This window comes from Clostridium bornimense (assembly GCF_000577895.1).
Classification (GTDB): Bacteria; Bacillota; Clostridia; order Clostridiales; family Clostridiaceae; genus Clostridium_AN; species Clostridium_AN bornimense.
In genome coordinates this window covers 2,868,768-2,894,761 of record NZ_HG917868.1, presented here as the reverse complement: position 1 = coordinate 2,894,761, position 25,994 = coordinate 2,868,768, and the positions used below count along the sequence as shown (strand labels likewise).

General features: G+C 30.5%; 25 protein-coding genes and 7 tRNA genes. 26 read left to right on the top strand and 6 right to left on the bottom strand.

Annotated features, from left to right (window positions below):
- Positions 1–78: 78 nt before the first annotated feature.
- Complete coding sequence (locus CM240_RS13200) at positions 79–687, top strand: 3'-5' exonuclease (protein ID WP_044039576.1); 609 nt, start codon at positions 79–81, stop codon at positions 685–687.
- A gap of 25 nt (positions 688–712) precedes the next feature.
- Here the strand turns inward: CM240_RS13200 and CM240_RS13195 are convergent, their stop codons facing one another.
- Positions 713–1,780, bottom strand: coding sequence for an HD-GYP domain-containing protein (locus CM240_RS13195; RefSeq protein WP_044039575.1), 1,068 nt, complete (start codon positions 1,778–1,780; stop codon positions 713–715).
- 29 nt (positions 1,781–1,809) lie between these two features.
- Positions 1,810–2,256, bottom strand: a complete 447-nt coding sequence (locus tag CM240_RS13190) for a CDP-alcohol phosphatidyltransferase family protein (RefSeq protein ID WP_242838505.1) — start codon at positions 2,254–2,256, stop codon at positions 1,810–1,812.
- Between the two features lie 349 nt (positions 2,257–2,605).
- Here CM240_RS13190 and CM240_RS13185 point away from each other — a divergent pair, with 349 nt between their 5' ends.
- Together CM240_RS13185 and CM240_RS13180 are read left to right on the top strand one after the other, a co-directional pair.
- Complete coding sequence (locus CM240_RS13185) at positions 2,606–3,889, top strand: adenylosuccinate synthase (RefSeq protein ID WP_044039573.1); 1,284 nt, start codon at positions 2,606–2,608, stop codon at positions 3,887–3,889.
- Between the two features lie 271 nt (positions 3,890–4,160).
- Positions 4,161–4,343 (top strand): DUF1858 domain-containing protein, encoded by a 183-nt coding sequence (locus CM240_RS13180; protein WP_044039572.1) that lies wholly within the window; start codon positions 4,161–4,163, stop codon positions 4,341–4,343.
- Positions 4,344–4,382: 39 nt separating this feature from the next.
- Here CM240_RS13180 and CM240_RS13175 read toward each other — a convergent pair whose 3' ends face one another.
- Positions 4,383–5,624 (bottom strand): BaiN/RdsA family NAD(P)/FAD-dependent oxidoreductase, encoded by a 1,242-nt coding sequence (locus CM240_RS13175; protein WP_044039571.1) that lies wholly within the window; start codon positions 5,622–5,624, stop codon positions 4,383–4,385.
- A 148-nt stretch (positions 5,625–5,772) separates the two neighbouring features.
- Here CM240_RS13175 and CM240_RS13170 point away from each other — a divergent pair, with 148 nt between their 5' ends.
- The 8 genes from CM240_RS13170 to CM240_RS13135 all read left to right on the top strand — a co-directional run bounded on the left by CM240_RS13170 (position 5,773) and on the right by CM240_RS13135 (position 8,158).
- Positions 5,773–6,573, top strand: coding sequence for a pyruvate, water dikinase regulatory protein (locus CM240_RS13170; protein WP_044039570.1), 801 nt, complete (start codon positions 5,773–5,775; stop codon positions 6,571–6,573).
- A gap of 1,020 nt (positions 6,574–7,593) precedes the next feature.
- Positions 7,594–7,668, top strand: a tRNA-Glu gene (locus CM240_RS13165).
- 6 nt (positions 7,669–7,674) lie between these two features.
- Positions 7,675–7,750 (top strand) — tRNA-Val (locus CM240_RS13160).
- Positions 7,751–7,755: 5 nt separating this feature from the next.
- Positions 7,756–7,832, top strand: a tRNA-Asp gene (locus CM240_RS13155).
- Positions 7,833–7,839: 7 nt separating this feature from the next.
- Positions 7,840–7,914: transfer RNA gene (locus CM240_RS13150), tRNA-Glu, on the top strand.
- Between the two features lie 4 nt (positions 7,915–7,918).
- A tRNA-Val gene (locus CM240_RS13145) sits at positions 7,919–7,994 on the top strand.
- 5 nt (positions 7,995–7,999) lie between these two features.
- Positions 8,000–8,076: transfer RNA gene (locus tag CM240_RS13140), tRNA-Asp, on the top strand.
- Positions 8,077–8,082: 6 nt separating this feature from the next.
- A tRNA-Thr gene (locus CM240_RS13135) sits at positions 8,083–8,158 on the top strand.
- 65 nt (positions 8,159–8,223) lie between these two features.
- Here CM240_RS13135 and CM240_RS13130 read toward each other — a convergent pair.
- Positions 8,224–9,207 (bottom strand): ATP-binding protein, encoded by a 984-nt coding sequence (locus CM240_RS13130; RefSeq protein ID WP_044039568.1) that lies wholly within the window; start codon positions 9,205–9,207, stop codon positions 8,224–8,226.
- Complete coding sequence (locus tag CM240_RS13125; RefSeq protein WP_044039567.1) at positions 9,200–10,171, bottom strand: DnaD domain protein; 972 nt, start codon at positions 10,169–10,171, stop codon at positions 9,200–9,202. Before CM240_RS13125 ends, CM240_RS13130 begins: the two co-directional genes overlap by 8 nt.
- A 114-nt stretch (positions 10,172–10,285) precedes the next feature.
- Here CM240_RS13125 and CM240_RS16945 point away from each other — a divergent pair, with 114 nt between their 5' ends.
- The 13 genes from CM240_RS16945 (at position 10,286) to CM240_RS17860 (ending at position 21,769) form a co-directional block, all read left to right on the top strand.
- Positions 10,286–11,044 carry a M23 family metallopeptidase gene (locus tag CM240_RS16945; protein WP_051483837.1) on the top strand — a complete coding sequence of 253 codons (759 nt, stop codon included), beginning with the start codon at positions 10,286–10,288 and terminating at the stop codon, positions 11,042–11,044.
- A 20-nt stretch (positions 11,045–11,064) separates the two neighbouring features.
- Positions 11,065–12,297, top strand: coding sequence for a competence/damage-inducible protein A (locus tag CM240_RS13115; protein ID WP_044039566.1), 1,233 nt, complete (start codon positions 11,065–11,067; stop codon positions 12,295–12,297).
- Between the two features lie 202 nt (positions 12,298–12,499).
- Positions 12,500–12,973: a MarR family winged helix-turn-helix transcriptional regulator gene (locus tag CM240_RS13110; protein ID WP_044039565.1), complete on the top strand. Its 474-nt coding sequence runs from the start codon at positions 12,500–12,502 to the stop codon at positions 12,971–12,973.
- A gap of 4 nt (positions 12,974–12,977) precedes the next feature.
- On the top strand, positions 12,978–13,949 hold the full coding sequence (locus CM240_RS13105; RefSeq protein WP_044039564.1) for a beta-ketoacyl-ACP synthase III: 972 nt from the start codon (positions 12,978–12,980) through the stop codon (positions 13,947–13,949).
- Positions 13,950–13,962: 13 nt separating this feature from the next.
- Positions 13,963–14,898: an enoyl-[acyl-carrier-protein] reductase FabK gene (fabK, locus tag CM240_RS13100; protein ID WP_044039563.1), complete on the top strand. Its 936-nt coding sequence runs from the start codon at positions 13,963–13,965 to the stop codon at positions 14,896–14,898.
- A gap of 2 nt (positions 14,899–14,900) precedes the next feature.
- Positions 14,901–15,830 carry an ACP S-malonyltransferase gene (fabD, locus tag CM240_RS13095; protein ID WP_044039562.1) on the top strand — a complete coding sequence of 310 codons (930 nt, stop codon included), beginning with the start codon at positions 14,901–14,903 and terminating at the stop codon, positions 15,828–15,830.
- A 10-nt stretch (positions 15,831–15,840) separates the two neighbouring features.
- On the top strand, positions 15,841–16,584 hold the full coding sequence (fabG, locus tag CM240_RS13090; protein ID WP_044039561.1) for a 3-oxoacyl-[acyl-carrier-protein] reductase: 744 nt from the start codon (positions 15,841–15,843) through the stop codon (positions 16,582–16,584).
- 19 nt (positions 16,585–16,603) lie between these two features.
- Positions 16,604–17,845 carry a beta-ketoacyl-ACP synthase II gene (gene fabF / locus CM240_RS13085; protein ID WP_044039560.1) on the top strand — a complete coding sequence of 414 codons (1,242 nt, stop codon included), beginning with the start codon at positions 16,604–16,606 and terminating at the stop codon, positions 17,843–17,845.
- A gap of 5 nt (positions 17,846–17,850) precedes the next feature.
- Positions 17,851–18,282: an acetyl-CoA carboxylase biotin carboxyl carrier protein gene (gene accB, locus CM240_RS13080; protein ID WP_044039559.1), complete on the top strand. Its 432-nt coding sequence runs from the start codon at positions 17,851–17,853 to the stop codon at positions 18,280–18,282.
- A gap of 10 nt (positions 18,283–18,292) precedes the next feature.
- Complete coding sequence (gene fabZ / locus CM240_RS13075) at positions 18,293–18,718, top strand: 3-hydroxyacyl-ACP dehydratase FabZ (RefSeq protein WP_044039558.1); 426 nt, start codon at positions 18,293–18,295, stop codon at positions 18,716–18,718.
- A gap of 12 nt (positions 18,719–18,730) precedes the next feature.
- Positions 18,731–20,074, top strand: coding sequence for an acetyl-CoA carboxylase biotin carboxylase subunit (locus CM240_RS13070; protein ID WP_044039557.1), 1,344 nt, complete (start codon positions 18,731–18,733; stop codon positions 20,072–20,074).
- Positions 20,075–20,086: 12 nt separating this feature from the next.
- A complete protein-coding gene (gene accD / locus CM240_RS17865) occupies positions 20,087–20,962 on the top strand; it encodes an acetyl-CoA carboxylase, carboxyltransferase subunit beta (RefSeq protein WP_044039556.1) in 876 nt (291 codons plus the stop codon).
- Positions 20,963–21,769: an acetyl-CoA carboxylase carboxyltransferase subunit alpha gene (locus tag CM240_RS17860; protein WP_044039555.1), complete on the top strand. Its 807-nt coding sequence runs from the start codon at positions 20,963–20,965 to the stop codon at positions 21,767–21,769.
- A 66-nt stretch (positions 21,770–21,835) separates the two neighbouring features.
- On the opposite strand, the gene CM240_RS13055 is transcribed toward CM240_RS17860, so the two are convergent.
- The gene (locus CM240_RS13055) at positions 21,836–22,813 is read right to left on the bottom strand and encodes a biotin--[acetyl-CoA-carboxylase] ligase (RefSeq protein ID WP_044039554.1); all 978 of its coding nucleotides are present in this window, start codon (positions 22,811–22,813) and stop codon (positions 21,836–21,838) included.
- An 83-nt stretch (positions 22,814–22,896) separates the two neighbouring features.
- On the opposite strand from CM240_RS13055, the gene CM240_RS13050 reads away from it, so the two are divergent.
- Positions 22,897–25,137 (top strand): type IA DNA topoisomerase, encoded by a 2,241-nt coding sequence (locus CM240_RS13050; protein ID WP_044039552.1) that lies wholly within the window; start codon positions 22,897–22,899, stop codon positions 25,135–25,137.
- Positions 25,138–25,151: 14 nt separating this feature from the next.
- Positions 25,152–25,964 (top strand): splicing factor U2AF large subunit, encoded by an 813-nt coding sequence (locus CM240_RS13045; RefSeq protein ID WP_044039550.1) that lies wholly within the window; start codon positions 25,152–25,154, stop codon positions 25,962–25,964.
- Positions 25,965–25,994: the final 30 nt, after the last annotated feature.

Genomic DNA, 25,994 nt, shown 5'->3' with positions numbered 1-25,994 from the left:
TATATTTATAAGAAATTTATATTTTTTAGAGTATAATATATAATTAGAACATATATTTAGAAGATGGAGAATATAATTATGAAAATTTTAATGTTTGATACGGAGACAACAGGGTTAAGGCCAGGTCAGATATGTCAGCTTAGTTATATCGTTATAGATAACTCTATAAAACCATATAAAGTATATGGTAAAAACTTTTTCTTTTCTGTAGATTTTATGGAGGAAAGTGCAGAACAGATACATGGATTTTCAAAAGAACTTTTAGAAGAACTTTCAGGTGGAATAACTTTTGGAGAATGTTATCATGAATTCATTGAAGATTTTATGAATAGTGATATTATTTCAGGTCATAATGTAATGTTTGATATTAAATTCATTAAAGAAGAGTTTAAAAGAGTAGGAATAGAATTTACTCCTAATATAGAATTTTGTACAATGAAGTATTATAAAAATATATGTAATATTATTTCAAGACAAGGGGATATAAAAAATCCTAAATTATCAGAGTTGATGGATTTCTTAGATATATCAGAGGAAGATATTGAAAATACATCAATGAAATTATTTGGAGATACAAGATCATTTCATGATGCTAGATTTGATACAACTGCCGTTTATATGGCATTAATAGACGGAATTAGAAAGGGATATATACCACCTAAATATTTTTCGTCTATGTGTAAATAAAAAAGTCCTTTTAAAAAGGACTTTTTTATTTGTTCATCACTACTTCTTGAATGGTTACATTAATATTTTTTAGTAAGTCAAATTCATAAGGTTTTTCTAATCTGATTTTTTTATTTTTATCATAAAGAATTTTTAAGATAGGACGATCAGCAAAACCAGGATTTTGCTTTATAACATATCCTTCTAGTTCGTTAGAAAGTCGTACATAACATCCTATTGGATATATTGAAAAGGTCTCTTTAAAAATATCTACTATTTTTGGATCAAATAAAATACCTCTATTAGCTAAGATAAATTCATAAGCTTCATTTGCATTAAACTTCTCTCTATAACAGCGATTTGAAGATATAGCTGTAAATACGTCGCAAAGAGCTAGTATTCGACCAAATTCAGAAATATTGTTTCCTGACAGACCATTTGGATATCCAGAGCCATCATAATGTTCATGATGTTGAGAGGCACCATCAATAACTTCTTTTGAAAATATATTAGTGCTGTTTAAAATTTTATTAGTCTTTTCGGCATGTGTTTGCATTATTTTATATTCTGATGATGTTAGTCTTCCAGGTTTGTTTAGGATATTATTAGGTATATCTAATTTTCCTATATCGTGGAGAAATCCTGCTAACCCTAAATCTTTAACTTGATTTTTTGAGTATCCCATTGCCGTACCAAGGTACATTGCCATTATCCCTGTATCGACACAATGAAGATATGTATAATTATCAAATTGTTGAACTTGAAAAAGTGTAGTAGTTATTTCAGGACTATAAAAGATATGTTCAGATAATTCATCTACTATATTTATAAGATAATCTTCATTTGTTTGGTCACAAGATAATATGGAAGTAAATATCTCGGGTAGGTGATCAATAGCTTTATTTTTTAAATCCTCCATAATCTTATCTTTAGGAACAGCGTAAGGATCATTAGCTAATATAAAAACGAAGAAAATATTATTGCTTTCGAGTAATGATATAAGTTTTGTTGTTATTGTAGTCCCGGCATTGATAAGTAATGAACCAGAGGTATTAAAAATAGTTTTAGCTAAAATTTCACCTCCTTTTAAATTTTTAACAAAAATCATTTCCATAGAAAAGCCTCCTAAAGTGAAAAATAAAATTATTTTTTAGATATAATAATTTTTAAGTATATACAAAATGATATTAAAGCAGATAGTATCGCTATATAAAGAATAATTATTGATAGTTGTTTAGAAAGTAATAAAGATAATATGCCTATGAAAAACAAAACAGTAGTAGATTTCCCAAATATATTTGAAGGAACTATAATGTTGCGTTTATACAAAAATAGTCCACCTAATATCATAGTTACTTCTTTAAGTATAACTATAGTCAATATAAAAGTTGGAATAAATCCTTTAATGTATAAAGCAAATAAAACTGCTAATAAAGTAAGCTTATCAGCAAATGGATCAGCTACTGTACCAAACTTAGTTATTTTGTTATACTTACGAGCAATGTACCCATCTAATATATCTGTAATACCAGAAGTTATAAATATTATCATAGATATTACGAAACTATGTGGTGAATTACTGAAAAACACCAATATAAATAATGGAATTAAGCATAGGCGAATGGTAGTTAATATATTAGGAATATTCAATAATCATCACCACCTAACTTTTACTATAATACCAGTATAGCACAAATTAGACATTAGAAGAATATACGAACAAATTTTAACTTTGAGTAATAAATGTTCAAAAAAATAGCCTAAAATATTAAATATATGATATAGTAATATATGTGGCAATTGATGAAGAAATCATTACCATATATGACATCTAGTTTGAAATGTTTAAAATTAAATTCTAATTTGATTTATGTCAAACCGAATATTAGGGTTGCATATCATTTAGTTCATAAAACAAAAATGAAAGTGAGGAATTGTGATGTCAGCATTTGTTGTATTAGGATCCCAATGGGGAGATGAAGGAAAAGGAAAAATGACTGATTATCTTGCAGAAGGTGCAGATGTTGTTGTTAGGTATCAGGGTGGTAATAATGCAGGTCATACTGTTGAGGTAGGAGATAAAAAATATAAATTGCATCTAATACCATCAGGAATTTTATATAAGGATAAGTTAAATGTAATAGGTAATGGGGTTGTATTAGATCCAGAAAGCATTTTTGGTGAAATAGATTATTTAATAGGTGAAGGTGTGGAAGTTACACCTGAAAATTTAGTTATATCAGATAGAGCTCATGTTATAATGCCATATCATAAAATATTAGATGGTGCAAGTGAGAAATTTAGAGGCGACAATAAAATAGGTACAACTAAAAAAGGAATAGGTCCTTGTTATACTGATAAAGCAGAAAGATGTGGTATAAGAGTATGTGATCTTATAGATAATGAAGTTTTTGCTGAAAAGTTAAAGTATAACGTTGAAATAAAAAATGCAATATTAACTAAGGTATATGGATTAGATCCTGTAAATTATGATGAAATATTAGAAAAATATACAGCATTAGCTGATAGAATAAGACCATTTGTAAAAGATACTTCTGTTATAGTTTATAATGAAATGAAAAACAAAAAGGTTTTATTTGAAGGAGCACAAGGTAACTTATTAGATATTGACTATGGAACTTATCCATATGTTACATCATCTAATACAACAGCTGGTGGAGTATCAGCGGGTATAGGTATCGGGCCAACATTTATTGATGGTGCAGTTGGAATAGCTAAAGCATATACAACAAGAGTTGGAGAAGGTCCATTCCCAACAGAATTATTAGATGAATTAGGAGACGCTATCAGAGAAAAAGGTTTTGAATACGGAACAACTACAGGTAGACCAAGAAGATGTGGTTGGCTTGATGCTGTTATATTAAAACAAGCAGTTAGAGTATCAGGATTAACTTCATTTGCAGTGACTAAGATTGATACTTTAGCAGGACTTGAAAAGTTAAAAATATGTGTTGGATATAAATTAGATGGAAAAGTTATAGATTATCATCCAGCATCATTAAAAGATTTAGCTAAATGTGAACCAATATATGAAGAATTTGATGGATGGGATGAATCAATTGCAGATGCAAGAAGTTACGAAGAAATCCCTGAAACAGCTAAGATATATCTAAAGAAAATAGAGGAATATACAGGAGCTAGAATTTCTATTGTTTCTGTAGGTCCAAAGAGAGATCAAACTATAAAAATAGGAAAACTATAAAATGAGAAGGGCTATGACACAATGGAGATTTATTGTGTCATAGCCTTTATTTTAAATCTCAATGGTTGCTTAAGATATAATTGCTGTCAGCAGGACTATAATATTTTCACCACAGGTGAAAATTAACCTTAATTGTGAATTGCGCTTTGTGAATTGAATTAATTATTTTTATTATTGTTATATTATATAATAAAAGGTATTATACTAATGTATATATCCGACTATTATGATATAATATAAACAATTTAAAGATAAGAAAGAGGGTAGTAAGATGATTAACAAAGATATGACAATTGGAGAAATTATAAGACTTAAGCCAGAAGCTGCAGAAGTTTTAATGAACTTTGGATTTGGATGTGTTGGATGTCCTGCATCTCAAATGGAAACATTAGAACAAGGTGCTCAAGTACATGGTGTAGACGTAGAAGTTTTAGTAGAAGCATTAAATAAATAGTTTGTAAAAAAATCCTACATATATAATATGTAGGATTTTTTATGATTTTGATGCATTAAGACCAGCAACATAACCGGAGCTCCAAGCCCATTGAAGGTTAAAACCTCCGCAATCTCCATCTACATCTAATAATTCACCAGAGAAAAATAGATTTTTAATTTTTTTGGACTCTAATGTTTCATCATTAACTTCATTTGTATTAATGCCGCCGGCAGTTATTTGTGCATTAGTAAATGTGTAATAACCAATTACATCAAAAGACCAAGTCTTTAAGTTGTTCAATATTGTATCACGTTCTTGCCATGTTAATTCATAGCAAGGTTTATGAATATTATCAACATTACATGCCTTTAAAAAGATAGGAAGTAATTTTTTATTTATCACACCTATAAAATTATCAAAAATAGATCTGTATGAGAATAATCCATATCTATTTTCAAGAAATTCTTGTAAGTTATTTTTTTCAAGGTCTTTAAAGAAATCTATAGAAATAGAGACTTTTTTATTTTCAGCTAATGCAAAATTTGCAATACGAGAAATCTGAAATATTGGAGGTCCAGATATACCATAATCGGTGAACAATAATTCACCACTTTCTGTTTTAATTTTTTTATCATTAACATATATAGATACAGAACCTAAAATTTTGACACCACTTAGACCTTTTAAATTAGGAAAATCTAATTTTAATTGCACTAATGATGGTTGTAATGATGTTATTGAGTGACCGAGTTTTTTACAAAGATCATATCCAGATCCATCTGATCCTGTTTTAGGATATGTTTTTCCACCTGTAGACATAATTAATTTATTACAAGTAAAGTGTTCAATTTCCCCAGAACAGTTTATGTTAAAAATAGAAGACTTTTTAGATATATTTTTTACTTTACTGTTATAGTGTATAGGTATATCAAGATCTTCTAATGTAAGTTTTAATATATCTACTACTGAAGAAGCTTGAAGAGAAAGGGGGAAAAATTTATTTCCTTCTCCTTCAGGATTAAATATAGGAAGTCCTAAAGAGAAAAATAGATCTTTAGTAAATTCTAATCCATATTTATTTATAATTTTATTAGGGAAACCATTATTTTCGCTATGATATCTGCTTATATCAATTTTTTTATTAGTTATATTGCATCTACCATTACCAGTAGTTAATATTTTTTTACCAATTCTATCAGTGCCTTCTATTATCGCAACGGTTTTTCCGCTATTTTTAGCAGTTATAGCAGCTATTATACCAGAAGCTCCCGCACCGACTACTAGAATATCATAATGCATAGAATCTCCTCCATTCTAGTTAATATAATAAACTATTTTTTATAAATATTAAATGTTATTAATTAGGGAAATACTAAAATCCTATTAATATATATGATAAAACTATATAATGGAAATAGGGATAAAATTATAATTATGGGGTGATATAATGTTCAAAATTTTTGCAGTGTCAGATTCTATTGGAGAGACAGCAGAGCAAGTGGCACATGCTACAGCAAGCCAATTTTCTTCAGAAATAGAAATTGAAAGAGTTCCTTATATAAAAACAATAAAAGACGTAAATGATTTTATAGATAGGATTAAGGAAGAAAAATGTATAGTAGTATCAACAGTAGTTTTAGTAGAAATAAGAGAGTACTTAGTACAGAGATGTACAGATTTTGGGATATTCATAATAAATATTTTAGGTCCATGTATAGCAACTGTATCTAGAATGATTAATGAGATACCAGAAAATAAACCAGGAGCTGTATGGGATATGGATGAGGCGTATAATAAACGAATTGAAGCTATGGAGTTTGCTATGAGATATGATGATTCTAGAGATAATTCTGGTATAAAATTTGCTGATGTAGTACTTATAGGGCTATCTAGAACATCAAAGACACCTTTATGTATGTACTTAGCGAATAAAGGGATAAAAGCTTTAAATGTACCACTGATGCCAGAGATAGGAATACCTGATGAATTAAAAAAGATTGATAAAAAGAAAATTATAGGGTTAACAATAAATCCAATGCAGCTTATAGATATAAGAAAGCATAGACTTGATAAATTTTCCAATTTATCTTCAGGAGTTCAATATGCAAATGCAGAAAGAGTATTAGAGGAGTTAGAATTTGCAGATAGCATCATGAAGAAGATAGGATGTAATATTATAGATGTTACAACTAGAGCAATAGAGGATACTGCATTGATAATTATGGATCAATTAGGAATAAAAAAATAAGAAGTAGGATCAAAATTTTAGGAGGCTGTTACAATAACAAAAGAAAATTTGTAAGCGAGGCCTCTTTTTTTATTCACAATTCACAATTATCAATTAAGGTGGAAATTCCTATAGAATTTCTTGAATTATAAGAGTAGTGTCATTAATTTATTATGGAGACTTATTTTATAATTAGAATTGATATTATAATGTTGTTTTACAGAGGGAGCTAATGAAAGTTGAACTTTCATGTAGCTTAATATATATCTGTATAGAATCAAGATATATTTAATTGCATATTAGCATCTGTTCTAGTTAAGTAGTGGCAAAATTCAGGTCACAAGTAGTTTTATGTTTTATAGTTTAATAACAACACTTTAGTATAATAGTTTTGTATATAAAAATACTTAATATCTAATTAATTACTATATTATACAAAGAATTTTATATACCATATTTAATGTGTAAAAACATAAGTTATATGAAAATTTTAAATTTCATTGTTAACTCAGTCTACATTCGCTGTCCGCAAGACTATAATACTTTCCCCATAGGGGAAAATTAACATTAATTGTGCCTTGTAAATTATATAAATATAAATTTATATAATTTATTCGTCGATAGTATCTTTTAAAAAAATAAATTAATAGATTTTAGTAGTTTACTGTATTATAAAACATGTGATTTGATAGAAATTTTTGCGGATAAAATACAGTATGATAAAAAATTTTATATAAATAAATTCAGAATTTATTCTAATAAAAGCAAAATTATTAGTAATAAATTTTTTTTATGTGATAATAATAATATATATATTGTCAATACAACTTTAATAGAATAGTAGAGTAAAATGAAGAAAATAAGAGATAAAATATTATGACAAAATAATACAATATATTTTAAAAAGATTTAAAATATAACTAAGAATTTTATTTTAAAAAAAAATAAAAAATTATGTTGACACATTTCATTATTCATTGTATTATATATCTTGTCGGCGCGGTAAGCAGTGCCGAAACGAAGAAATATGGTAAGTAATATGGCCCGTTGGTCAAGCGGTCAAGACACCACCCTTTCACGGTGGTAACAGGGGTTCGATTCCCCTACGGGTCACCATTGTATGGGAGCATAGCTCAGCTGGGAGAGCATCTGCCTTACAAGCAGAGGGTCACAGGTTCGAGCCCTGTTGTTCCCACCATACATGGCTCAGTAGCTCAGTTGGTTAGAGTGCCAGCCTGTCACGCTGGAAGTCGAGGGTTCGAGCCCCTTCTGAGTCGCCATATTTCCGGCCCGTTGGTCAAGCGGTCAAGACACCACCCTTTCACGGTGGTAACAGGGGTTCGATTCCCCTACGGGTCACCATTATGGGAGCATAGCTCAGCTGGGAGAGCATCTGCCTTACAAGCAGAGGGTCACAGGTTCGAGCCCTGTTGTTCCCACCATATTTGGCTCAGTAGCTCAGTTGGTTAGAGTGCCAGCCTGTCACGCTGGAAGTCGAGGGTTCGAGCCCCTTCTGAGTCGCCATTGTCCGCTGGCATGGCTCAATTGGTAGAGCAGCTGACTTGTAATCAGCAGGTTACGGGTTCAAGTCCTGTTGCCAGCACCAAAAAATCTTGAGAGTTTTCTCAAGATTTTTTTTTATTGTATAAAAATAAAAACTTATAGAATTATCTATAAGTTTTTTCGCTTTAAATTTAATTTTACTCTTAAATCTTCTCCATAAAATTTAAAGAGCTGAAAATCTCCCATTAATCGTGATGTAATTCTATCTGAATAGGCATTTGCAATTTCAGATAATGATAAGTTAGTGTTTATTAACATTTTATTTTTCGATAATAATCTTTTATTTAATAAATTAAATAATTCTGTTGTAGTGAAATCATTAGAACCTTCAGAGCCTAAATCATCTATAATTAATAAATCACAATTAAAAATGAGATCATGTAAATCAGGAGTTTTATTAAATCTAATTTCACGTAAATCTTCAATGATATCAGATGCAGTTCGGTATACTACTAAAAATCCCTTATCTAATAATTCCTTAGCTATACATTGAGACATAAAACTTTTTCCTGTACCAGGTCTTCCGTAAAATAGAAGGTTATCATTTGTAGATTCAAAGTTATTAATATAAGAAGTAACTTTTTCTAATATATCTTGCATATTACTTTGAGGACTTCTATTTGATTCAGAAGATGGTTTATTGGAGAAATACTGTAATTTAAAGTTTTTAAAATTACCATCTGATAATAAAGATTTAATATTTGATTTTTCATAATAAAGTTTAGTTAGATATTTTTTAAAGCAGGTACATCTTGTAGTTCCTATAAATCCAGTATCTTTGCATTTGTTACAATGATATTTTGGTTCAAGAAAATCTGCTGGATATCCATTTTGAACAAGAAGTTCATATTTTTTTTCTCTAAGCGATAAAATCTTTTGCTTTATATTATTTATTTCATTTATTTTATTATTGTCATTACTTATAGTAAGGTTAACTAGAGCAATTGATAACTTTGAAATTTCTCTTTCATAATTTGAATAAGAAGGAATAGTAGAGTATATCAATTTTTTTCTATCACGCATATCACGTGAATTCTCTTCTTGTAATCGCTCATAAGTTTTATATACTTCTCCAGTAAATTTATTAATCATTATCATCCCATCCTAATAATTTTTTTTCTAGATCATCATAATCATAGTCATGTGATTCAAAGTTAAAGAATTTAGATTTAGGTTTTTCAAAGTTATGTTTATTAGCTTTTTTAATAGTAGTTTTTGCATCTATATCCTTTAGTGAGCGTAAATTTTCTTTATTCCAATTGTTCAATATAGCATCTATATATTTATAATCAGCTTTATTTATATTTTTAAAACAAATATCGCATGCTTTAAATATAACTTCTAGAGGCATATTATATTTAAATAACCATTTATCAAACATTTCCTCTTGAGGTTTCATAACTTCTCCCTCGGAAACCCCTAAATATTTGAGAATTTTTCTTATAGATGACCATTTATCTTCGCTTTTCTTTATATATTCTTGAACTTTTTCAGCAGAATCTATTTCTTGGTTTTTCCATGAAATAGCTACTTTTTCTATGTATCTCCAATCTGTCTTTTTTTTGCTTACGCAGTATTGAATTAAAAGTAAAATCATTTCAGGAGAAAATCCAAAAGACTTTTGCCAAGAAAGATAGTTTTGCATCTCAGCAGATGAAAGAGGTCTACCAAGAAGGGATTCTATATCTTCGAGCATCCCCCTAGTAGAGTCAGATTTCATTTCTGAAAGTAAATTTACTTCCTTTGTTGTTATATTATTTTTGTCTAAATCTATAAATTCAATTTCAAAGTTGTCAAAATTATCTATTTTTATTTTATTTATTACACCTTCATCATGCCAGTATTGCCAAGCATTCATTACATCGGATTCCAATAGATGTAGGGAAGATGCTAAAAGTGAGGAATTTATACCTAATTCCCCAGAATGATATAATCTTAATCCCATTATGTATACTTTAATAAATTCTCCACGAGCCATAGGCATGTATTTGTCAATAAATGTATTGGATAATGGGGTGAAAGAAGGTGTTTTTCTAGTAAATTTAAAAGTTGACATTAAATCCGTTCCTTTCAGTTATCATAATAGTTTAATTATAACAAAAATATTGTGGAATAAAAAAAAATATTTGGGCAATAGTATTAAAATGTGAAAGGAGTGCTAACTATTAGTATGAATAAAAAAGTAAAAATTATTAGTTTAGTTTTTAGCATAATTTTAGTTTCGGTAGTATTTCTTAGGGAAATAAGAGTAGTATATGGGGAAGATGATACGAAGCATGGAGTATTGGTGAATATAGATGGTATTGATAGAATAGTATTTGAAAATAAAGAAGATATAGATATATATTTAAATAAAGTTAAAGAAATATATATGGAAAGACATAATGACTTAACAAATATTGAGATTAGGAGTAATATTGTATATAAAGAAGGGGATTTCTTTATATCAGAATTTAGTACTCCTAGCGATTATGCTAGGTATACTATGGATACTGAAGAAAATATATTACAGATCTATTCACAATCGAAGAGTTGTGGCACAGAAGGTGAGGAAGTTTCACTTCCTACTAGGGGAGTAATAACATCATCTTTTGGAAGTAGAAGTGATCCATTCAATGGAAGTGAATCTTTTCATAAGGGAATAGATATTGGAGCACCAATGAATTCATCTATATATAGTCCTGTTGAGGGAAAAGTTATATTGAGTGGATGGGTAAGTGGATATGGAAATACTTTGATAATAGCTGCAGGCGATATGGAAGTATTATTTGGTCATTGTAATGAACTACTTTTAAAGAGTGGAGATACTGTTTGCGTAGGTCAGGAGATAGCTAGAGTTGGAAGTACAGGAAATTCTACAGGTCCACATTTACATTTAGAAGTAAAAGAAAATGGAAATATAATAAGTCCTAGTGACTTATTAAAATAATATTAATTTGGGGGATGTTTATGAAAGGTGAAATTTTATGTATAGGGACAGAATTGTTGTTGGGAGATATAGTAAATACAAATGCTCAATTCTTGTCTAGAGAATTAGCCTCACTAGGAGTAAATATATACAATCAAACGGTGGTAGGAGATAATGCAGATAGATTAATGGATGCTTTGAATATAGCATTTTCTAGATCAAATATAGTATTTACTTCTGGGGGACTTGGTCCTACAAAAGATGATTTAACAAAAGAAACTATAGCTAAATTTTTCGACAGAAAGTTAGTTTATGATGAAATAGCATATAAAAATATAGAAAAAATAATGAAAAAGAAAAATATGGAGGTAAGTGAATCTAATAAAAAACAAGCTTATATTCCAGAAGGAGCAATACCTTTATATAATGATAATGGTACAGCTCCAGGCGTTATCGTTAGCTCAGAGGATAAAACTATTGTTATGTTACCAGGACCACCTAAGGAATTAATACCTATGTTTAAAAGTAAGGTAGTACCATATATAAAAAATAAGGTTAAAAACGTATTAGTATCAAAAGAAATAAAAATATATGGTATAGGAGAATCATTGGCAGCAGATAAGATATGTAACTTATTAAGTGGAGATAACCCTACAGTAGCTCCTTATGCAAAAGAAGATGGAGTATTATTAAGAATAACTGCTAGTGGGAAAGATGAAGGTCATTGCAAAAATTTAATAAGTCCAGTAGAGAGTGAAATAAAAAATATTTTTAAAGAATATGTGTATGGTGAAGATGATGATACTTTAGAAAAAGTAGTAGTAGAAAGGTTAATAGATCTTAAGAAGACTATAGCCACTGCTGAATCTTGTACTGGAGGACTTGTGGCAGCAACGCTAGTTAATTATCCAGGTGTATCTGAAGTATTTATGCAAGGAGTAGTTAGTTATTCAAATGAAGCAAAAATGCAAAGATTAGGAGTAAATAAAGAAACATTAGATAAGTTTGGGGCTGTAAGTAAAGAAGTTGCAATGGAAATGGCAGAGGGAATCGCAAAGACAGCTGGTACTAATGTTGGAGTGTCATCTACAGGTATAGCTGGACCAGGTGGAGGAAGTGAAGATAAACCAGTAGGATTAGTATATATAGGATTTTATATAGATGGAGATATATCATATAAAGAATTAAATTTATCAGGTAATAGAGAAAATATAAGACATAAGGCTGTTTTAGAGATATTAAATGAACTTAGATTAAAATTAAGAAAATGTTAACAAAATTAAAGTCAAGCAATGGTAAAATACTGTTGGTTGGCTTTTTTAATAAGAATATCATATTTTTAACATAAACAGAAATTTTTATTTTTAGTTGACTAAATAGTGAATGTTAAATATACTTTGATTATTGGAATAATATTTTGATATTCAAAACAAACTGTAACTAAATGAAAAAAATATAATTATATAGGTGGTAACAATGGATAAATCATTATCAATGATAAATGAGATTTTAGTAGATATATTTAAAAATATTTTATCTATTCAACATGAATATGTAGTGACTAGAGGAGAGATAAATGTAAAAAATTTATCATATACAGAGATGCACACAATATCAGCGATAGGCGAGGATAGTAGTAAATCTATGTCAGAGGTAGCAAAAGAATTAGGTGTAACAGTAGGAACTCTTACTATTGCTATTAACAACTTGGTTAAAAAAGGATATGTAAGTAGAACGAAAGATCAGTTAGATAGAAGAGTAGTTTTAATTACATTGACAGATAAGGGTAAAAAGGTTTGTAGAATTCATGATGAGTTCCATGAAAAAATGGTTAAGGCCACTATAGACGGATTAACTAAAGAGGAAGAAGAATTTTTAACTAAAGCCCTATGGAAGTTAGATTGTTTTATAAAAGATAAGGGCGAAGAAGTGGTAAGTAGAAAGGGGTAAATAAATGGGGAATATTAAGATAACAGGTACAGGTAGGTGTCTAGGAGAGAAAGTAGTAAGTAACGATGATATAGCTACAATTGTAGAAACATCTGATGAGTGGATATCTAGTAGAACTGGGATTAAAGAGAGATGTATATCAGTTGATAAAAATACATCAGATTTAGCAGCTGAAGCTGCAACAAAAGCAATAAAAAATTCTGGAATAGATGTTTTGGATTTAGATTTAATAATTGTTGCGACAACTACACCGGATTCGTTCACGCCATCTACTGCATGTTTAGTTCAAGCAAAACTTGGGGCTAAAAATGCTGTTGCCTTTGATATTTCTGCAGCATGTTCTGGTTTTATATATGCATTAAATTGTGCTAGTAAATTTTTAGATGGTATTAAATTTAAAAAAGCATTAGTTGTAGGGTCAGAAGTGTTATCTAGAATATTAGATTGGGAAGATAGAAGTACTTGCGTCTTATTTGGTGATGGAGCAGGGGCTGCGGTGCTAGAATATACAGAAGAAAATGGTATTATGGATATATATATAGGATCTGATGGTTCTAAAGGAAAATGCTTAAGTACAGGAGAATTTGGTATAGATAACCCATTTTCAGTAAAAGAAAGATGTAGTGAATCTAAATTAGATATGGCTGGAAAGGATGTATTTAAATTTGCTGTAAATATAATACCGTATAGTGTAAATAAGGTGCTTGAAGATAATTCAATATCTTTAGATGAAATTAAATACATAGTGCCACATCAAGCTAATTACAGAATTGTAGAAAGTGCATCTAAGAGATTAAAGTTACCTATGGAGCGATTTTATATAAATTTAGATAAATATGGAAATACCTCTGCTGCAAGTATACCAATAGCATTAGATGAAATGAATGAAAAAGGTATGTTAAATAAAGGTGACAAAATAGTTTTAGTTGGATTTGGTGGAGGTTTGACTTGGGGAGCAATCTTATTACAGTGGTAAGGGAGAAGAAGAAATGAGAAAAAATATTTGTGAAATTATAGATATAAAATATCCCATTTTTCAAGGCGCGATGGCATGGATAGCAAATGCATCATTAGCTTCGGCTGTCTCAAATGCTGGTGGTTTGGGAATAATTGCTGGTGGTAATGCTCCAGTAGATATGATTAGAAATGAAATTAGAAAAGCTAAGGAATTAACAGATAAACCATTTGGCGTAAATATAATGCTTTTAAGTGATAATGCAGAGGAGTTAGCTAAGATAGTAGTAGAAGAAGGCGTTAAAGTGGTTACAACAGGTGCTGGAAACCCAGGAAAATATATGGATATGTGGAAAGAAGCTGGCATTGTTGTAATTCCAGTTGTAGCATCATGTGGATTAGCAAAGAGAATGGAAAAGGCAGGTGCAGATGCTGTAATTGCAGAAGGCTGTGAATCAGGAGGTCATGTAGGAAAATTAACAACAATGGCATTATTACCACAAGTAATTGATGCTGTAAATATACCTGTTATAGGAGCTGGTGGTATAGGTGATGGAAGAGGTGTAGCGGCAGCTTTTGCATTAGGATGTGATGGAATACAGGTAGGAACAAGATTTTTAGCTGCAGAAGAATGTACAATACATGAAAATTATAAAGATTTAGTTTTAAATGCAAAAGATATAGATGTTGTTGTCACAGGTAGGAGTACAGGGCATCCTGTACAGGTAATAAAAAATAAATTAGCTAGAAGGTTTGATATGTTAGAGAAAAGTGGTGCAAGTAAAGAAGAAATAGAAAAACTTGGAACAGGGGCATTACCAAAGGCAGTAATAGAAGGTAATTTAGATGAAGGATCTTTTATGGCAGGTCAAATTGCAGGACTTATAAGTAAAAAACAAACATGTAAAGAAATAATAACAGAGATGTTTGAAGAATATAACAATATAATAAGTGGGCTTAAGGAGATTTAGATATGAAGATAGCATTTTTATTTTCAGGCCAAGGGGCACAATATAAAAATATGGGTAGAGAACTTTATGATAATTATGAAGAAGCAAGAAATGTATTTAATAAGGCAAATGAAGTATTAGGAATAGATTTAAAAGAAATAATTTTTAATAAGGAAGATGAGCTAAATAGAACAGAAAATACACAACCAGCTATATTAACAATGTCTATAGCTGCATTAGAGGTACTAAGGAGTAAAGGAATAGAAGCAGAAGCTGTGGCAGGGCTATCATTAGGTGAGTATTCAGCACTTATTGCATCAGGGTCACTTACTTTTGAAGAAGGAGTAGCTTTAGTAAGAAAAAGAGGAAAGTTCATGCAAGAAGCTGTTCCAGCAGGAAAAGGTAGTATGGTTGCTGTTATGGGTCTTAGCAAAGAAAAATTACAAGAAGCTTGTGAATATGGAAGCGAATTTGGAGTTGTTGAGATAGCTAATTACAATACCAAAGAGCAAATGGTTATTGGTGGAGAGATAGAAGCTGTTGAAAAAGCGTCAGAAAAAGCTAAAGAACTAGGAGCTAGAAGAGCTGTTCCATTAGTAGTTTCAGGGCCATTTCATACATCTTTGTTAAAACCAGCAGCTGAGAAGCTAAGAAAAGAATTGGAAAATGTAAATTTTTCTGAAACAAAGGTGCCATTATTAACTAATGTAACAGGAAACTATGTAAAATGTATAAGTGAGATAAAAGATTTATTGGAAGCTCAAGTTATGAGTTCAGTAAAATGGGTAAATATAATAGAAAAACTTGTTGACGATGGATTTGACACATTTATAGAGTTAGGTCCAGGAAAAGTATTAAGTGGTTTTGTTAAAAAAGTTGATAGAAAACTGATTACTTTAAATGTAGAAGACATAGCATCTTTGGAAAAGACAATTTCAACTATTAATGGATAGGAGGCGCAATATGTTAAAAGGGAAGGTTGCATTAATAACAGGAGCTACTAGAGGAATAGGGAAGGCAATAGCTTTAAAGTTTGCTGAAAATGGTGCTGATATAGCTCTAAATTATAGACGTGATAATGAAGACTTAAAAAATCTTGTGAGAGAATTAGAGTGTAAAGGTGTAAAAGTATTACCGGTTCAAGGAGATGTAGCTATATTAGAAGATGCAAATAGAATAGTAAAAGAAACAGTAGAAGGATTAGGTAAACTTGATATATTAGTTAATAATGCAGGAATAACTAAAGATGGACTTATTATAAGAATGAAAGAAGAAGATTTTGATTCTGTTATCAATACAAATCTTAAAGGAACATTTAATACAGTAAAAGCTGCTACATCTATCATGATGAAGCAAAGAAGTGGAAAAATAATAAATATTTCTTCTGTTGTTGGATTGGTAGGAAATGCAGGACAATCAAATTATTCAGCATCAAAGGCTGGAATAATAGGTCTTACTAAATCTATAGCTAGAGAGCTTGGTGGAAGAGGTATAAATGTAAATGCTATTGCACCAGGATTTATACAAACAGATATGACAGAAGTGTTACCAGATAAGCTTAAAGAATCTATGGAAACATCTATACCACTTAAAAAATTAGGTAATCCTGAGGATGTAGCTAATTTAGCATTATTCTTAGGAAGTAACTTATCAGATTATATTACAGGTCAAGTCATCGCAGTAGATGGCGGAATGACTATGAATTAAAAACTGGAGGGTTATTAATATGGAAAGAAGAGTAGTTGTTACAGGATTAGGTGCGTTAACACCGCTAGGATTAAATGTTGAAGAAAGTTGGAATGGAGTTAAAGAAGGTAAGGTAGGTATAGATAAGATTACATTAATAGATGCTTCAGAGCATAAAGCGAAAGTTGCAGGAGAATTAAAAAATTTTAATGCGGAAGAGTATTTAGGAAAAAAAGAAGCTAAGAGAATGGATAGATTTACTCAACTTGCAGTAATAGCGGCAAGAGAGGCAATAAAAGATTCAGGAATAGATCTAGAAAGAGTTAACAGAGAAAGATTTGGCGTTATTGTAAGTTCTGGAATCGGTGGACTTGGAACAATAGAAGAGCAAGTAATAAATAAGCATGAAAAGGGTGTGGGAAGAGTATCACCTTTCTTTGTACCTATGTCCATTATAAATTTAGTAGCTGGAACTATAGCTATAGAATTTGGAGCTAAAGGAATATGTAGTAGTGTGGTAACTGCATGTGCTACAGGAACACAATGTATAGGTGAAGCATTTAGAAATATAAAACATGGATATTCAGATATAATAATTGCTGGTTCTAGTGAAGCACCAATAACACCTATGGGGGTAGCTGGATTTGCATCTATGAAAGCATTAAGTAAGAGCGAAGATCCACTTAGAGCATCTATACCATTTGATAAAGAGAGAAATGGATTCGTTATGGGTGAAGGTGCTGGTATGCTTATTTTAGAAGATATGGAATCAGCACTTAAAAGAGGGGCTAAAATATATGCAGAAGTTGTAGGCTATGGTTCAACTTGTGATGCTCACCACATTACAGCACCAGATCCATCAGCAGAGATGTCTGGAAGAGCTTTAGAATTAGCTATGGAAGAAGGACATATCAAGCCAGAAGAGGTTAGTTATATAAATGCTCATGGTACATCTACAGAATTGAATGACAAAACAGAAACAAGAGCTATTAAAAGAGCATTAGGAGATTATGCATACAAGGTTGCAGTAAGTTCTACTAAATCAATGACAGGACACTTATTGGGTGCAGCAGGATCAGTAGAAGGTATATTTGCAGTAAAAGCAATTGAAGATAGTTTTATACCACCTACAGTGGGATATAAAGTGCCAGATGAAGAGTGTGATTTAGATTATACACCTAATGAAGGTAGAAATTCTGATGTACAGGTTGCATTATCAAGTTCATTAGGATTTGGAGGACATAATGCAGTGATTGCTTTTAGAAAGTGGGATGGGAGGTAATTAATGTGGATAAACAGTTAATTAATGACCTAATAACACTAATAGATAAATCATCTATAACATCATTTGAGTATGAAGAAAATGGAATTGCTGTTAGAATAAAAAGAGAAAATAATGTAGTAAATACTGAAACTAAATCATCGGTACCAAGTAAGATGATAATTGAAGATAGTGAAGAAGCTACAACTAAGAGCGATGATGAATATAAAATAGTTAAATCTCCAATAGTAGGTACATTTTATGATAAAGCATCACCAGAAAAAGATAATTTTGTTAAAGTTGGTCAGAAGGTATCCAAAGGAGATACTCTTTGTATAATTGAAGCTATGAAGATAATGAATGAGATAAATTCTGATTTTGATGGAGAGATAGTAGAAATACTTTGTAATAATGAAGATATGGTTGAGTTCGGTCAGCCATTATTTAAGATAAGGTAGGGAAGTATATATGATAATGGATGTTAAACAAATACAAGAAATATTACCACATAGATATCCTTTTTTATTAGTAGATAGGGTTTTAGAGATGGAAGAAGGTAAAAGGATAGTTGCATCAAAAGCTGTAACAATGAATGAGTATTTTTTTCAAGGCCATTTTCCACAAGAACCAGTAATGCCTGGAGTACTTATAATGGAGGCATTAGCACAAACCGGTGCAATTGCAGTATTATCTATGGAACAAAATAGAGGGAAAATAGCATACTTTGGTGGTATGAATAAGGTTAAGTTTAGAAACAAGGTTGTACCAGGGGATGTATTAACATTAGAGATGGAAATAATAAACTTAAAGAGTAGAGCTGGTGTCGGAAAAGGCACTGCTTATGTAGATGGTAAAAAGGTGGCAGAGGGAGAATTAACATTTATGATTGGGTAAGGAGAGGCTATTATGATAAAGAAAGTCTTAATTGCAAATCGTGGAGAAATTGCTGTTAGAGTTATACGAGCATGTAGAGAAATGGGAATAAAAACTGTAGCAGTTTATTCAGAAGCTGATAAAGATGCATTGCATACACAATTAGCAGATGAAGCAATTTGTATTGGACCTGCTAGATCTAAAGATTCATATTTAAATATGAGTAATATTATAAGTGCGGCAGTTCTTACAGGGGCTCAGGCTATACATCCTGGATTTGGATTTTTATCAGAGAATGCAATGTTTGCATCTATGTGTGAAGAATGTAATATTAAATTTATAGGACCAGATGCAGAAACTATAGATATGATGGGAAATAAGGCAAAAGCGAGAGAAGTTATGAAAAATGCTGATGTTCCAATAGTACCAGGATGTGAAGGAACTATAGATAGTTTAGAAGAAGCTATAAATGAGAGCAAGAAAATAGGATATCCTCTTATGATAAAAGCAGCAGCTGGAGGTGGAGGAAAAGGAATCAGAATAGTATATTCTGAAAATGACTTGGAAATGGCATATAATTCAGCTAAAAGTGAAGCAAAGGCCAATTTTAATGACGATACAATTTATATGGAAAAATTTATAGAAGAGCCTAAACATATAGAAATACAAATTTTAGCTGATAATTATGGAAATGTAGTTCATTTAGGGGAAAGAGATTGTTCGCTTCAAAGAAGAAATCAAAAGGTGTTAGAGGAAGCTCCATCATTAATTCTTACAGAGGATTTAAGAAAAACAATGGGAGAAACTGCTGTTAGAGCAGCAAAAGCGGTTAATTATAAAGGTGTCGGGACAATAGAATTCTTAGTTGATAAGCATAGAAATTTTTACTTTATGGAGATGAACACGAGAATACAAGTTGAGCATCCAATAACAGAATTAGTGACAGGAATTGATTTAGTCAAAGAACAAATACAAGTAGCAAATGGAGAAGAACTTTCTATAAATCAAGAGGATATAAAGATTGAAGGTCATGCTATTGAATGTAGAATAAATGCAGAAAATCCCGATATGAATTTTGCACCGTCTCCAGGAAAGGTAGAGATACTTATTGTACCTGGTGGAAATGGAGTAAGAGTGGACTCAGCTGTATATCAAGGATATAACATACCTCCATATTATGATTCTATGATAAGTAAGCTTATAGTACATGGAAATACTAGAGAAGAAGCAATCTCAAAGATGAAAAGAGCATTGTGTGAATATGAAATTAGAGGAATTGATACTAATATAGATTTTCAACTAAAAATTCTTAATAACGAAAATTATATTAAAGGAAATTTTGATACTGGTTTTATTCAAAAGGAGATATTGAAATAGTAGGTGGTAACTATGAATCTATTTAAGAGAACTAAATACCTTACTGTTGGTAATGAGGAAAGTAAAGATATAAATGCCAATGCTGAAGAAATTCCAACAATACCGGATGGTATGTGGATTAAATGTGATAAATGCAACAAAATATTATATAACAAAGAAGTAGAAGAAAATTTAAAAGTTTGTCCTAATTGTGGTGGATATTTCAGACTCAATGCAAGAGAAAGAATAAGTTTAATAGTTGATGATGGAACTTTTAAAGAATTTAATGAGAACATGACACCTAAAAATCCTTTAAATTATCCGGGTTATGAAGGTAAGATAAAAAAGATACAAGAAAAAACTGGTTTATCTGAAGGGGTAGTTACAGGATATGGAGAGATAGAAAAAAAGCCATGTATAATAGCAGTTATGGATAGTAACTTTATGATGGGAAGTATGGGTAGCGTAGTTGGAGAAAAGATTACTCTTGCAGTAGAAAAGGCTACTAAGGAAAGATTGCCTATAATCATATTTACTTGTTCAGGCGGAGCTAGAATGCAAGAAGGTATGGTATCGTTAATGCAAATGGCAAAGGTTAGTGCAGCTTTAGGAAAACATAGCGATAAAGGATTATTATATATAACAGTGTTAACAGATCCAACTACTGGAGGTGTAACAGCATCATTTGCTATGTTAGGAGATATAATATTATCTGAACCGAAAGCCTTAATAGGATTTGCAGGAAGAAGAGTAATAGAGCAAACTATTAAGCAGGAATTACCAGAAGATTTTCAAACAGCTGAATTTTTACTAGAACATGGATTTGTTGATAAAATAGTAGAAAGAAAGAATTTAAAGTCTATCTTAGCAACTATATTAAAAATACACAATGTAAGGGATGTGAAATAAATGAGTAAATTAAATGCATGGGATAAAGTAGTATTATCTAGAATGGTTGAGAGACCAACAACATTGGATTTGATAGAAAGAATATTCACTGACTTTATAGAACTAAAAGGAGATAGAAACTTTAGAGATGATAAAGCTGTAGTTGGAGGAATTGGTTTTTTAGAAGAGATTCCTGTTACAGTAATAGGTATACAAAAGGGAAAAGATTTAAAAGAAAATATAGAAAGAAATTTTGGAGCGCCTTATCCAGAAGGATATAGGAAAGCTTTAAGGCTTATGAAAAATGCAGAAAAATTTAATAGGCCTGTAATAAATTTTATAAATACAGCTGGAGCATTTTGTGGGGTTGGAGCAGAAGAAAGAGGGCAAGGTGAAGCAATAGCTAGAAATTTATTTGAAATGAGTAAGCTAAGGACACCTGTAATATCAATTATAATAGGTGAAGGCGGTAGTGGTGGAGCATTGGCATTAGCCGTTGCTGATAGAGTATGGATGCTAGAAAATTCTGTATACTCAATATTATCACCGGAAGGATTTGCTTCAATACTATGGAAAGATGGGGCTAGAGCAAAAGAAGCTGCAGAATTAATGAAAATGACTGCAGATAGTTTATTTAATTTAGGAATTATAGATAAAATTATAAAAGAACCAAATGGAGGCGCTCATAATGATGTAGATTTAGTGGCGCAAAGAATAAAAGATGAATTATATAAAGAGTTAAAAGAATTGATAGAAGTAGATAAGAGTAATCTTATTAGAGATAGATATGCAAAGTTTAGAAGCTTTGGAGAGTTCGATATATTATAAGTTTTTTAGAAGCTATCGTAAAACGAGTGAAAATTCGTGAACGATAGCTTTTTTCAGTGCACTGAATTAACTGTGCACTGCCCTAACGGATATTTCACCTGAGTAAATAATTTTTTCTTCATTTTTGTCATCAATAACTAATAAACTACCGTCATCGTTTAAATTTTTAACAAAGACTTTTTCAGAAGAATTTTTATTTAATAAGTAAACTTCTTTATTTATAACATTAGAATAATTTCTACAGATTGAAAGAGCCTCTGTGATATCATTATTTTTATATTTTTCATAAAATATTTCAAAGTTATTAAGGATAGATGCAAGTAATGTCTGTCTTGATATATCTTGACCACAGTGTATTTTTAATGATGTAGCTATGTTTTGGATATCACTAGGATAGTCTTCTAATGTTAAGTTTACATTTAAGCCGATACCTAGAACAACATAGTTAACAGAGGAAAGTTCACAATTTAATTCTGTTAATATACCGCATACTTTTTTATTGTCCAAGTATATATCATTAGGCCATTTTATAGTAGTGTTTATATTAAAAGATTCTAAAGATTTATGAATTGCAGCTGCAGCTACAAATGTTAGTATTCCTACACTATAAGGATCAACATTAGGTCTAAGAATTATAGAAAAAGATAGCCCTTTGCCATAAGGAGAAATCCAATGTCTACCCATTCTACCACGACCACCAGTTTGAATTTCAGATATAACAATAGTTCCTTCAGGAGAGTTTTTGCTGGCTAAATCTTTTGCTTTTGTTGATGTAGAATCTATAGTAGAAAAATAATTATAGTTACGACCTATGTATTTAGTAGTTAGTGAATTGTAAACTTCACCATAAGTAATTACGTCGGGGCCAGATACTAAAAGATATCCCTTATTTGTAACAGAGTCTATTATATAGCCATCTTCTTTAAGTGACTTCATGTATTTCCAAATAGCTGATCGAGTTATATTTAATTCTTTAGATATAACTTCACCAGATACGTAGTCAAAGTTATTTTTTTTTAGTAGTGATAATATCTTATCTTTCATTAACTTATTCCCCCAAAATAAAATGTGTTATAAAAACATTATATAATAAAAAGTAGTTATGATATAATCAAAATGGTGATTTTATGAAAAAGGCTTTATTTATAACAGAGAAACCATCAGTAGCAATGGATTACGTAAAACTATTAAATGTAAAATCTACTCGAAGAGATGGATATATCGAAGGAGAAAATTCTGTATTTACATGGTGTGTTGGACATTTAGTTACAATGTGTTATCCAGAAGCTTATGATGCAAAACTAAAAACTTGGAGTTTAAATACACTACCATTTATACCGGATACATATAAGTATGAAGTAATACCGGCAGTTAAAAAGCAATTTGATATAGTGGCATCACTATTAAAACGTGATGATATAGATACAATATATGTATGTACCGACTCAGGACGAGAAGGAGAATACATATATAGATTAGTAGACGATATGGTAGGCGTAGAAGGTAAGAAAAAGAAAAGAGTTTGGATTGATTCACAAACTGAAGAAGAAATAAAAAGAGGAATAAAAGAAGCTAAGGATTTAGAGGAATATGATGCATTGTCAGATTCGGCTTATTTGAGGGCAAAAGAAGATTATCTGCAAGGAATTAACTTTTCTAGATTGCTTACATTAATATATGGAGATGCATTAGCACAAGTATTAAATGAAGATTTTACTGTAATAGCAGTAGGACGAGTAATGAGTTGTGTTTTAGGAATGATAGTTGATAGAGAAAGGGATATAAAAAACTTCGTAAAAGATTACTTTTATAAAATACAAGGTAGTTTCACATTAAATGAAGAAGTTTTAAGTACTGAATGGAAAGTAACAGATGAATCTAGAGTTAAAGATTCGCCAAAGTTATATAGTGATTCTGGTTTTAAGAAAAAAGAAGATGCAGAGGAGTTTATAGATTCAGTAGATGGAAAATTTGCTGTGGTTAAATCAATAACTAAACATACAGAGAAGAAAAATGCACCGTTATTATTTAATTTAGCAGAAATTCAAAATCTTTGTTCGAAGAGACTTAAGATACCACCAGAAGAAACATTAAGCATAGTTCAAGAACTTTATGAAAAAAAACTAGTGACATATCCTAGAACTGATGCCAGAGTTTTATCTACAGCAGTAGGAAAAGAAATAGGTAAGACGATAAGTAAGTTGAAAAACTATCAAAATAAAGATATATCAGATGCTGTAAATATGATATTAGAAAATAAATCATATCAGAATATAAATAAGACTAAATATGTAGACGATAAAAAAATTACAGACCACTATGCCATAATACCTACAGGAGAAGGATTGAATAACTTAAATGGATTAAAAGATAAGTCATTTAAAGTATATGAATATATACTTAGAAGATTCTTAGCAATATTTTTAGATCCAGCTAAGTTTTCAAAGGTTGCTGTGGAAGTAGTATTAGATGGAGAAAGCTTTTTTGCTTCTTCTAAGACTTTAGTAGATGAAGGATATATGAAGATTTATACTGAAGATAAGACTAAGGAAAGAGAAGATAAGATATCGAAAGAATTAGTTGATAAGTTAAAAAAAGGAGCATTATTGAATTTGAATGAATTGACAATAAAGGAGGGTGAAACATCACCGCCTAAAAGATATTCTTCAGGGTCAATAATATTAGCTATGGAGAATGCTGGAAAGCTTATAGAAGATGAAGAACTTAGGGAACATATAATCAATACAGGAATAGGTACTTCAGCTACTAGAGGAGAAATTATAAAAAAACTTAATAACATAGGATATATATCGACTAATAATAAGACACAAATTATATCACCTACAACAAAGGGTGAACTTATATATGAAGTTATTAAAGATTCAGTGCCATCATTACTAAATCCTATATTAACTGCATCTTGGGAAAAAGGATTGAAGCAGGTATGCGATAAGGAGATAGAAAGTAATGTTTTTATGGAAAAACTGGAGAAGTATATAAAGTCTAATATAGCTAAAGCCATGAGGCGAGGTAGGCTTGTAGATGGTAAAAGTCTTTTTAAAAAAGTGATTGAAGACAAAAAATTGAAAGAACCAACAGAAAGTAAAGTATTGGGTATATGTCCAATTTGCAACAGGGGACTTGTTAGAAGAAACTCAAAAGGGTATAATTGTACTAATTTTAATAATGGATGTAGTTTTTTTGTAGGAGAAATTTGTGGAGTAAAAATAGGGGATAAAGAAATATATTCTTTAATAAAAAATAAAAGAACAGATGTCATTTCAGGGTTTAAATCGAAGAATGGAAATGAGTTTAAAGCAATGTTAATTATTAAAGATAATAAAATATCATTACAATTTTGTAATTAGAAGGGGGTAATAGGATGAGTGAGAAATATAGGATGGATAGAATTCGTGAGCAGGATAGAATGCGTCAACAACAGGCTAGAAATGATCAAAGAAGAAGTAGATCATATGATAGAGAACTTGATCAAAGAAGATATGAGCAAGAAAGAGTAAGTAAAGATTATGATAGAGAATATAATAGAGATAGAGTTAATACTAGGGATAGAGTTGATAATAGAAGATATAGTCAGGAAACAATAAATAATACATATTCAAGAGATAGAATGAATAGAGAACCTCAAAGAAGAAGTGACGATTATCGATATCAAGAAAGATCAAACATAGATCAAAATAGAAATTATGATAGAGAAAGAGAATATAGGATAGCAGAACGGGAAAGACTAGAGAGAGAAAAAGAAAGAGAACGAATAGAAAGAATCAGACAACAAGATAGAAACTATAATTTGAATCAAAAAGAGAGACAAGAAAGAGTACAACAGTTAGAGCAAATGAATGTAGCAAATGAAGAAAAAGAGATTGAGAGTAAGGATATGATGAATGTAGCAAAAAAGAAAAAAGATAAGGGAAAAGTACTTATAACAATATTAAATATATTGTTAGGATTAGTGGCTATAGGTATAGCAGCAGCTGGATATATGTACGGAACAGGCGCGAAAGCAAGGGTCCAAGTATATCTAATATCAGAAGCTATAATAGTGTTCCTATTTATAATTAATGGATTGAGAGCTATTATAAAAAATAAAAGAATTGTAGAAGGCATATTTTTATTACTAGGAGTATGTATAATGGTAACATTTATGGTGTTAACAATAAAAAGAGTATTTATATAAAGAAAGAGAGTGTATATTTTTAGCGATAAA

Coding starts and splice junctions, on each gene's coding strand:
- CM240_RS13200 (WP_044039576.1), top strand. CDS start 79: ATGAAAATTTTAATGTTTGATACGGAGACAACAGGGTTAAGGCCAGGT.
- CM240_RS13195 (WP_044039575.1), bottom strand. CDS start 1,780: ATGGAAATGATTTTTGTTAAAAATTTAAAAGGAGGTGAAATTTTAGCT.
- CM240_RS13185 (WP_044039573.1), top strand. CDS start 2,606: ATGTCAGCATTTGTTGTATTAGGATCCCAATGGGGAGATGAAGGAAAA.
- CM240_RS13180 (WP_044039572.1), top strand. CDS start 4,161: ATGATTAACAAAGATATGACAATTGGAGAAATTATAAGACTTAAGCCA.
- CM240_RS13175 (WP_044039571.1), bottom strand. CDS start 5,624: ATGCATTATGATATTCTAGTAGTCGGTGCGGGAGCTTCTGGTATAATA.
- CM240_RS13170 (WP_044039570.1), top strand. CDS start 5,773: ATGTTCAAAATTTTTGCAGTGTCAGATTCTATTGGAGAGACAGCAGAG.
- CM240_RS13130 (WP_044039568.1), bottom strand. CDS start 9,207: ATGATTAATAAATTTACTGGAGAAGTATATAAAACTTATGAGCGATTA.
- CM240_RS13125 (WP_044039567.1), bottom strand. CDS start 10,171: ATGTCAACTTTTAAATTTACTAGAAAAACACCTTCTTTCACCCCATTA.
- CM240_RS16945 (WP_051483837.1), top strand. CDS start 10,286: ATGAATAAAAAAGTAAAAATTATTAGTTTAGTTTTTAGCATAATTTTA.
- CM240_RS13115 (WP_044039566.1), top strand. CDS start 11,065: ATGAAAGGTGAAATTTTATGTATAGGGACAGAATTGTTGTTGGGAGAT.
- CM240_RS13110 (WP_044039565.1), top strand. CDS start 12,500: ATGGATAAATCATTATCAATGATAAATGAGATTTTAGTAGATATATTT.
- CM240_RS13105 (WP_044039564.1), top strand. CDS start 12,978: ATGGGGAATATTAAGATAACAGGTACAGGTAGGTGTCTAGGAGAGAAA.
- fabK (WP_044039563.1), top strand. CDS start 13,963: ATGAGAAAAAATATTTGTGAAATTATAGATATAAAATATCCCATTTTT.
- fabD (WP_044039562.1), top strand. CDS start 14,901: ATGAAGATAGCATTTTTATTTTCAGGCCAAGGGGCACAATATAAAAAT.
- fabG (WP_044039561.1), top strand. CDS start 15,841: ATGTTAAAAGGGAAGGTTGCATTAATAACAGGAGCTACTAGAGGAATA.
- fabF (WP_044039560.1), top strand. CDS start 16,604: ATGGAAAGAAGAGTAGTTGTTACAGGATTAGGTGCGTTAACACCGCTA.
- fabZ (WP_044039558.1), top strand. CDS start 18,293: ATGATAATGGATGTTAAACAAATACAAGAAATATTACCACATAGATAT.
- CM240_RS13070 (WP_044039557.1), top strand. CDS start 18,731: ATGATAAAGAAAGTCTTAATTGCAAATCGTGGAGAAATTGCTGTTAGA.
- accD (WP_044039556.1), top strand. CDS start 20,087: ATGAATCTATTTAAGAGAACTAAATACCTTACTGTTGGTAATGAGGAA.
- CM240_RS17860 (WP_044039555.1), top strand. CDS start 20,963: ATGAGTAAATTAAATGCATGGGATAAAGTAGTATTATCTAGAATGGTT.
- CM240_RS13055 (WP_044039554.1), bottom strand. CDS start 22,813: ATGAAAGATAAGATATTATCACTACTAAAAAAAAATAACTTTGACTAC.
- CM240_RS13050 (WP_044039552.1), top strand. CDS start 22,897: ATGAAAAAGGCTTTATTTATAACAGAGAAACCATCAGTAGCAATGGAT.
- CM240_RS13045 (WP_044039550.1), top strand. CDS start 25,152: ATGAGTGAGAAATATAGGATGGATAGAATTCGTGAGCAGGATAGAATG.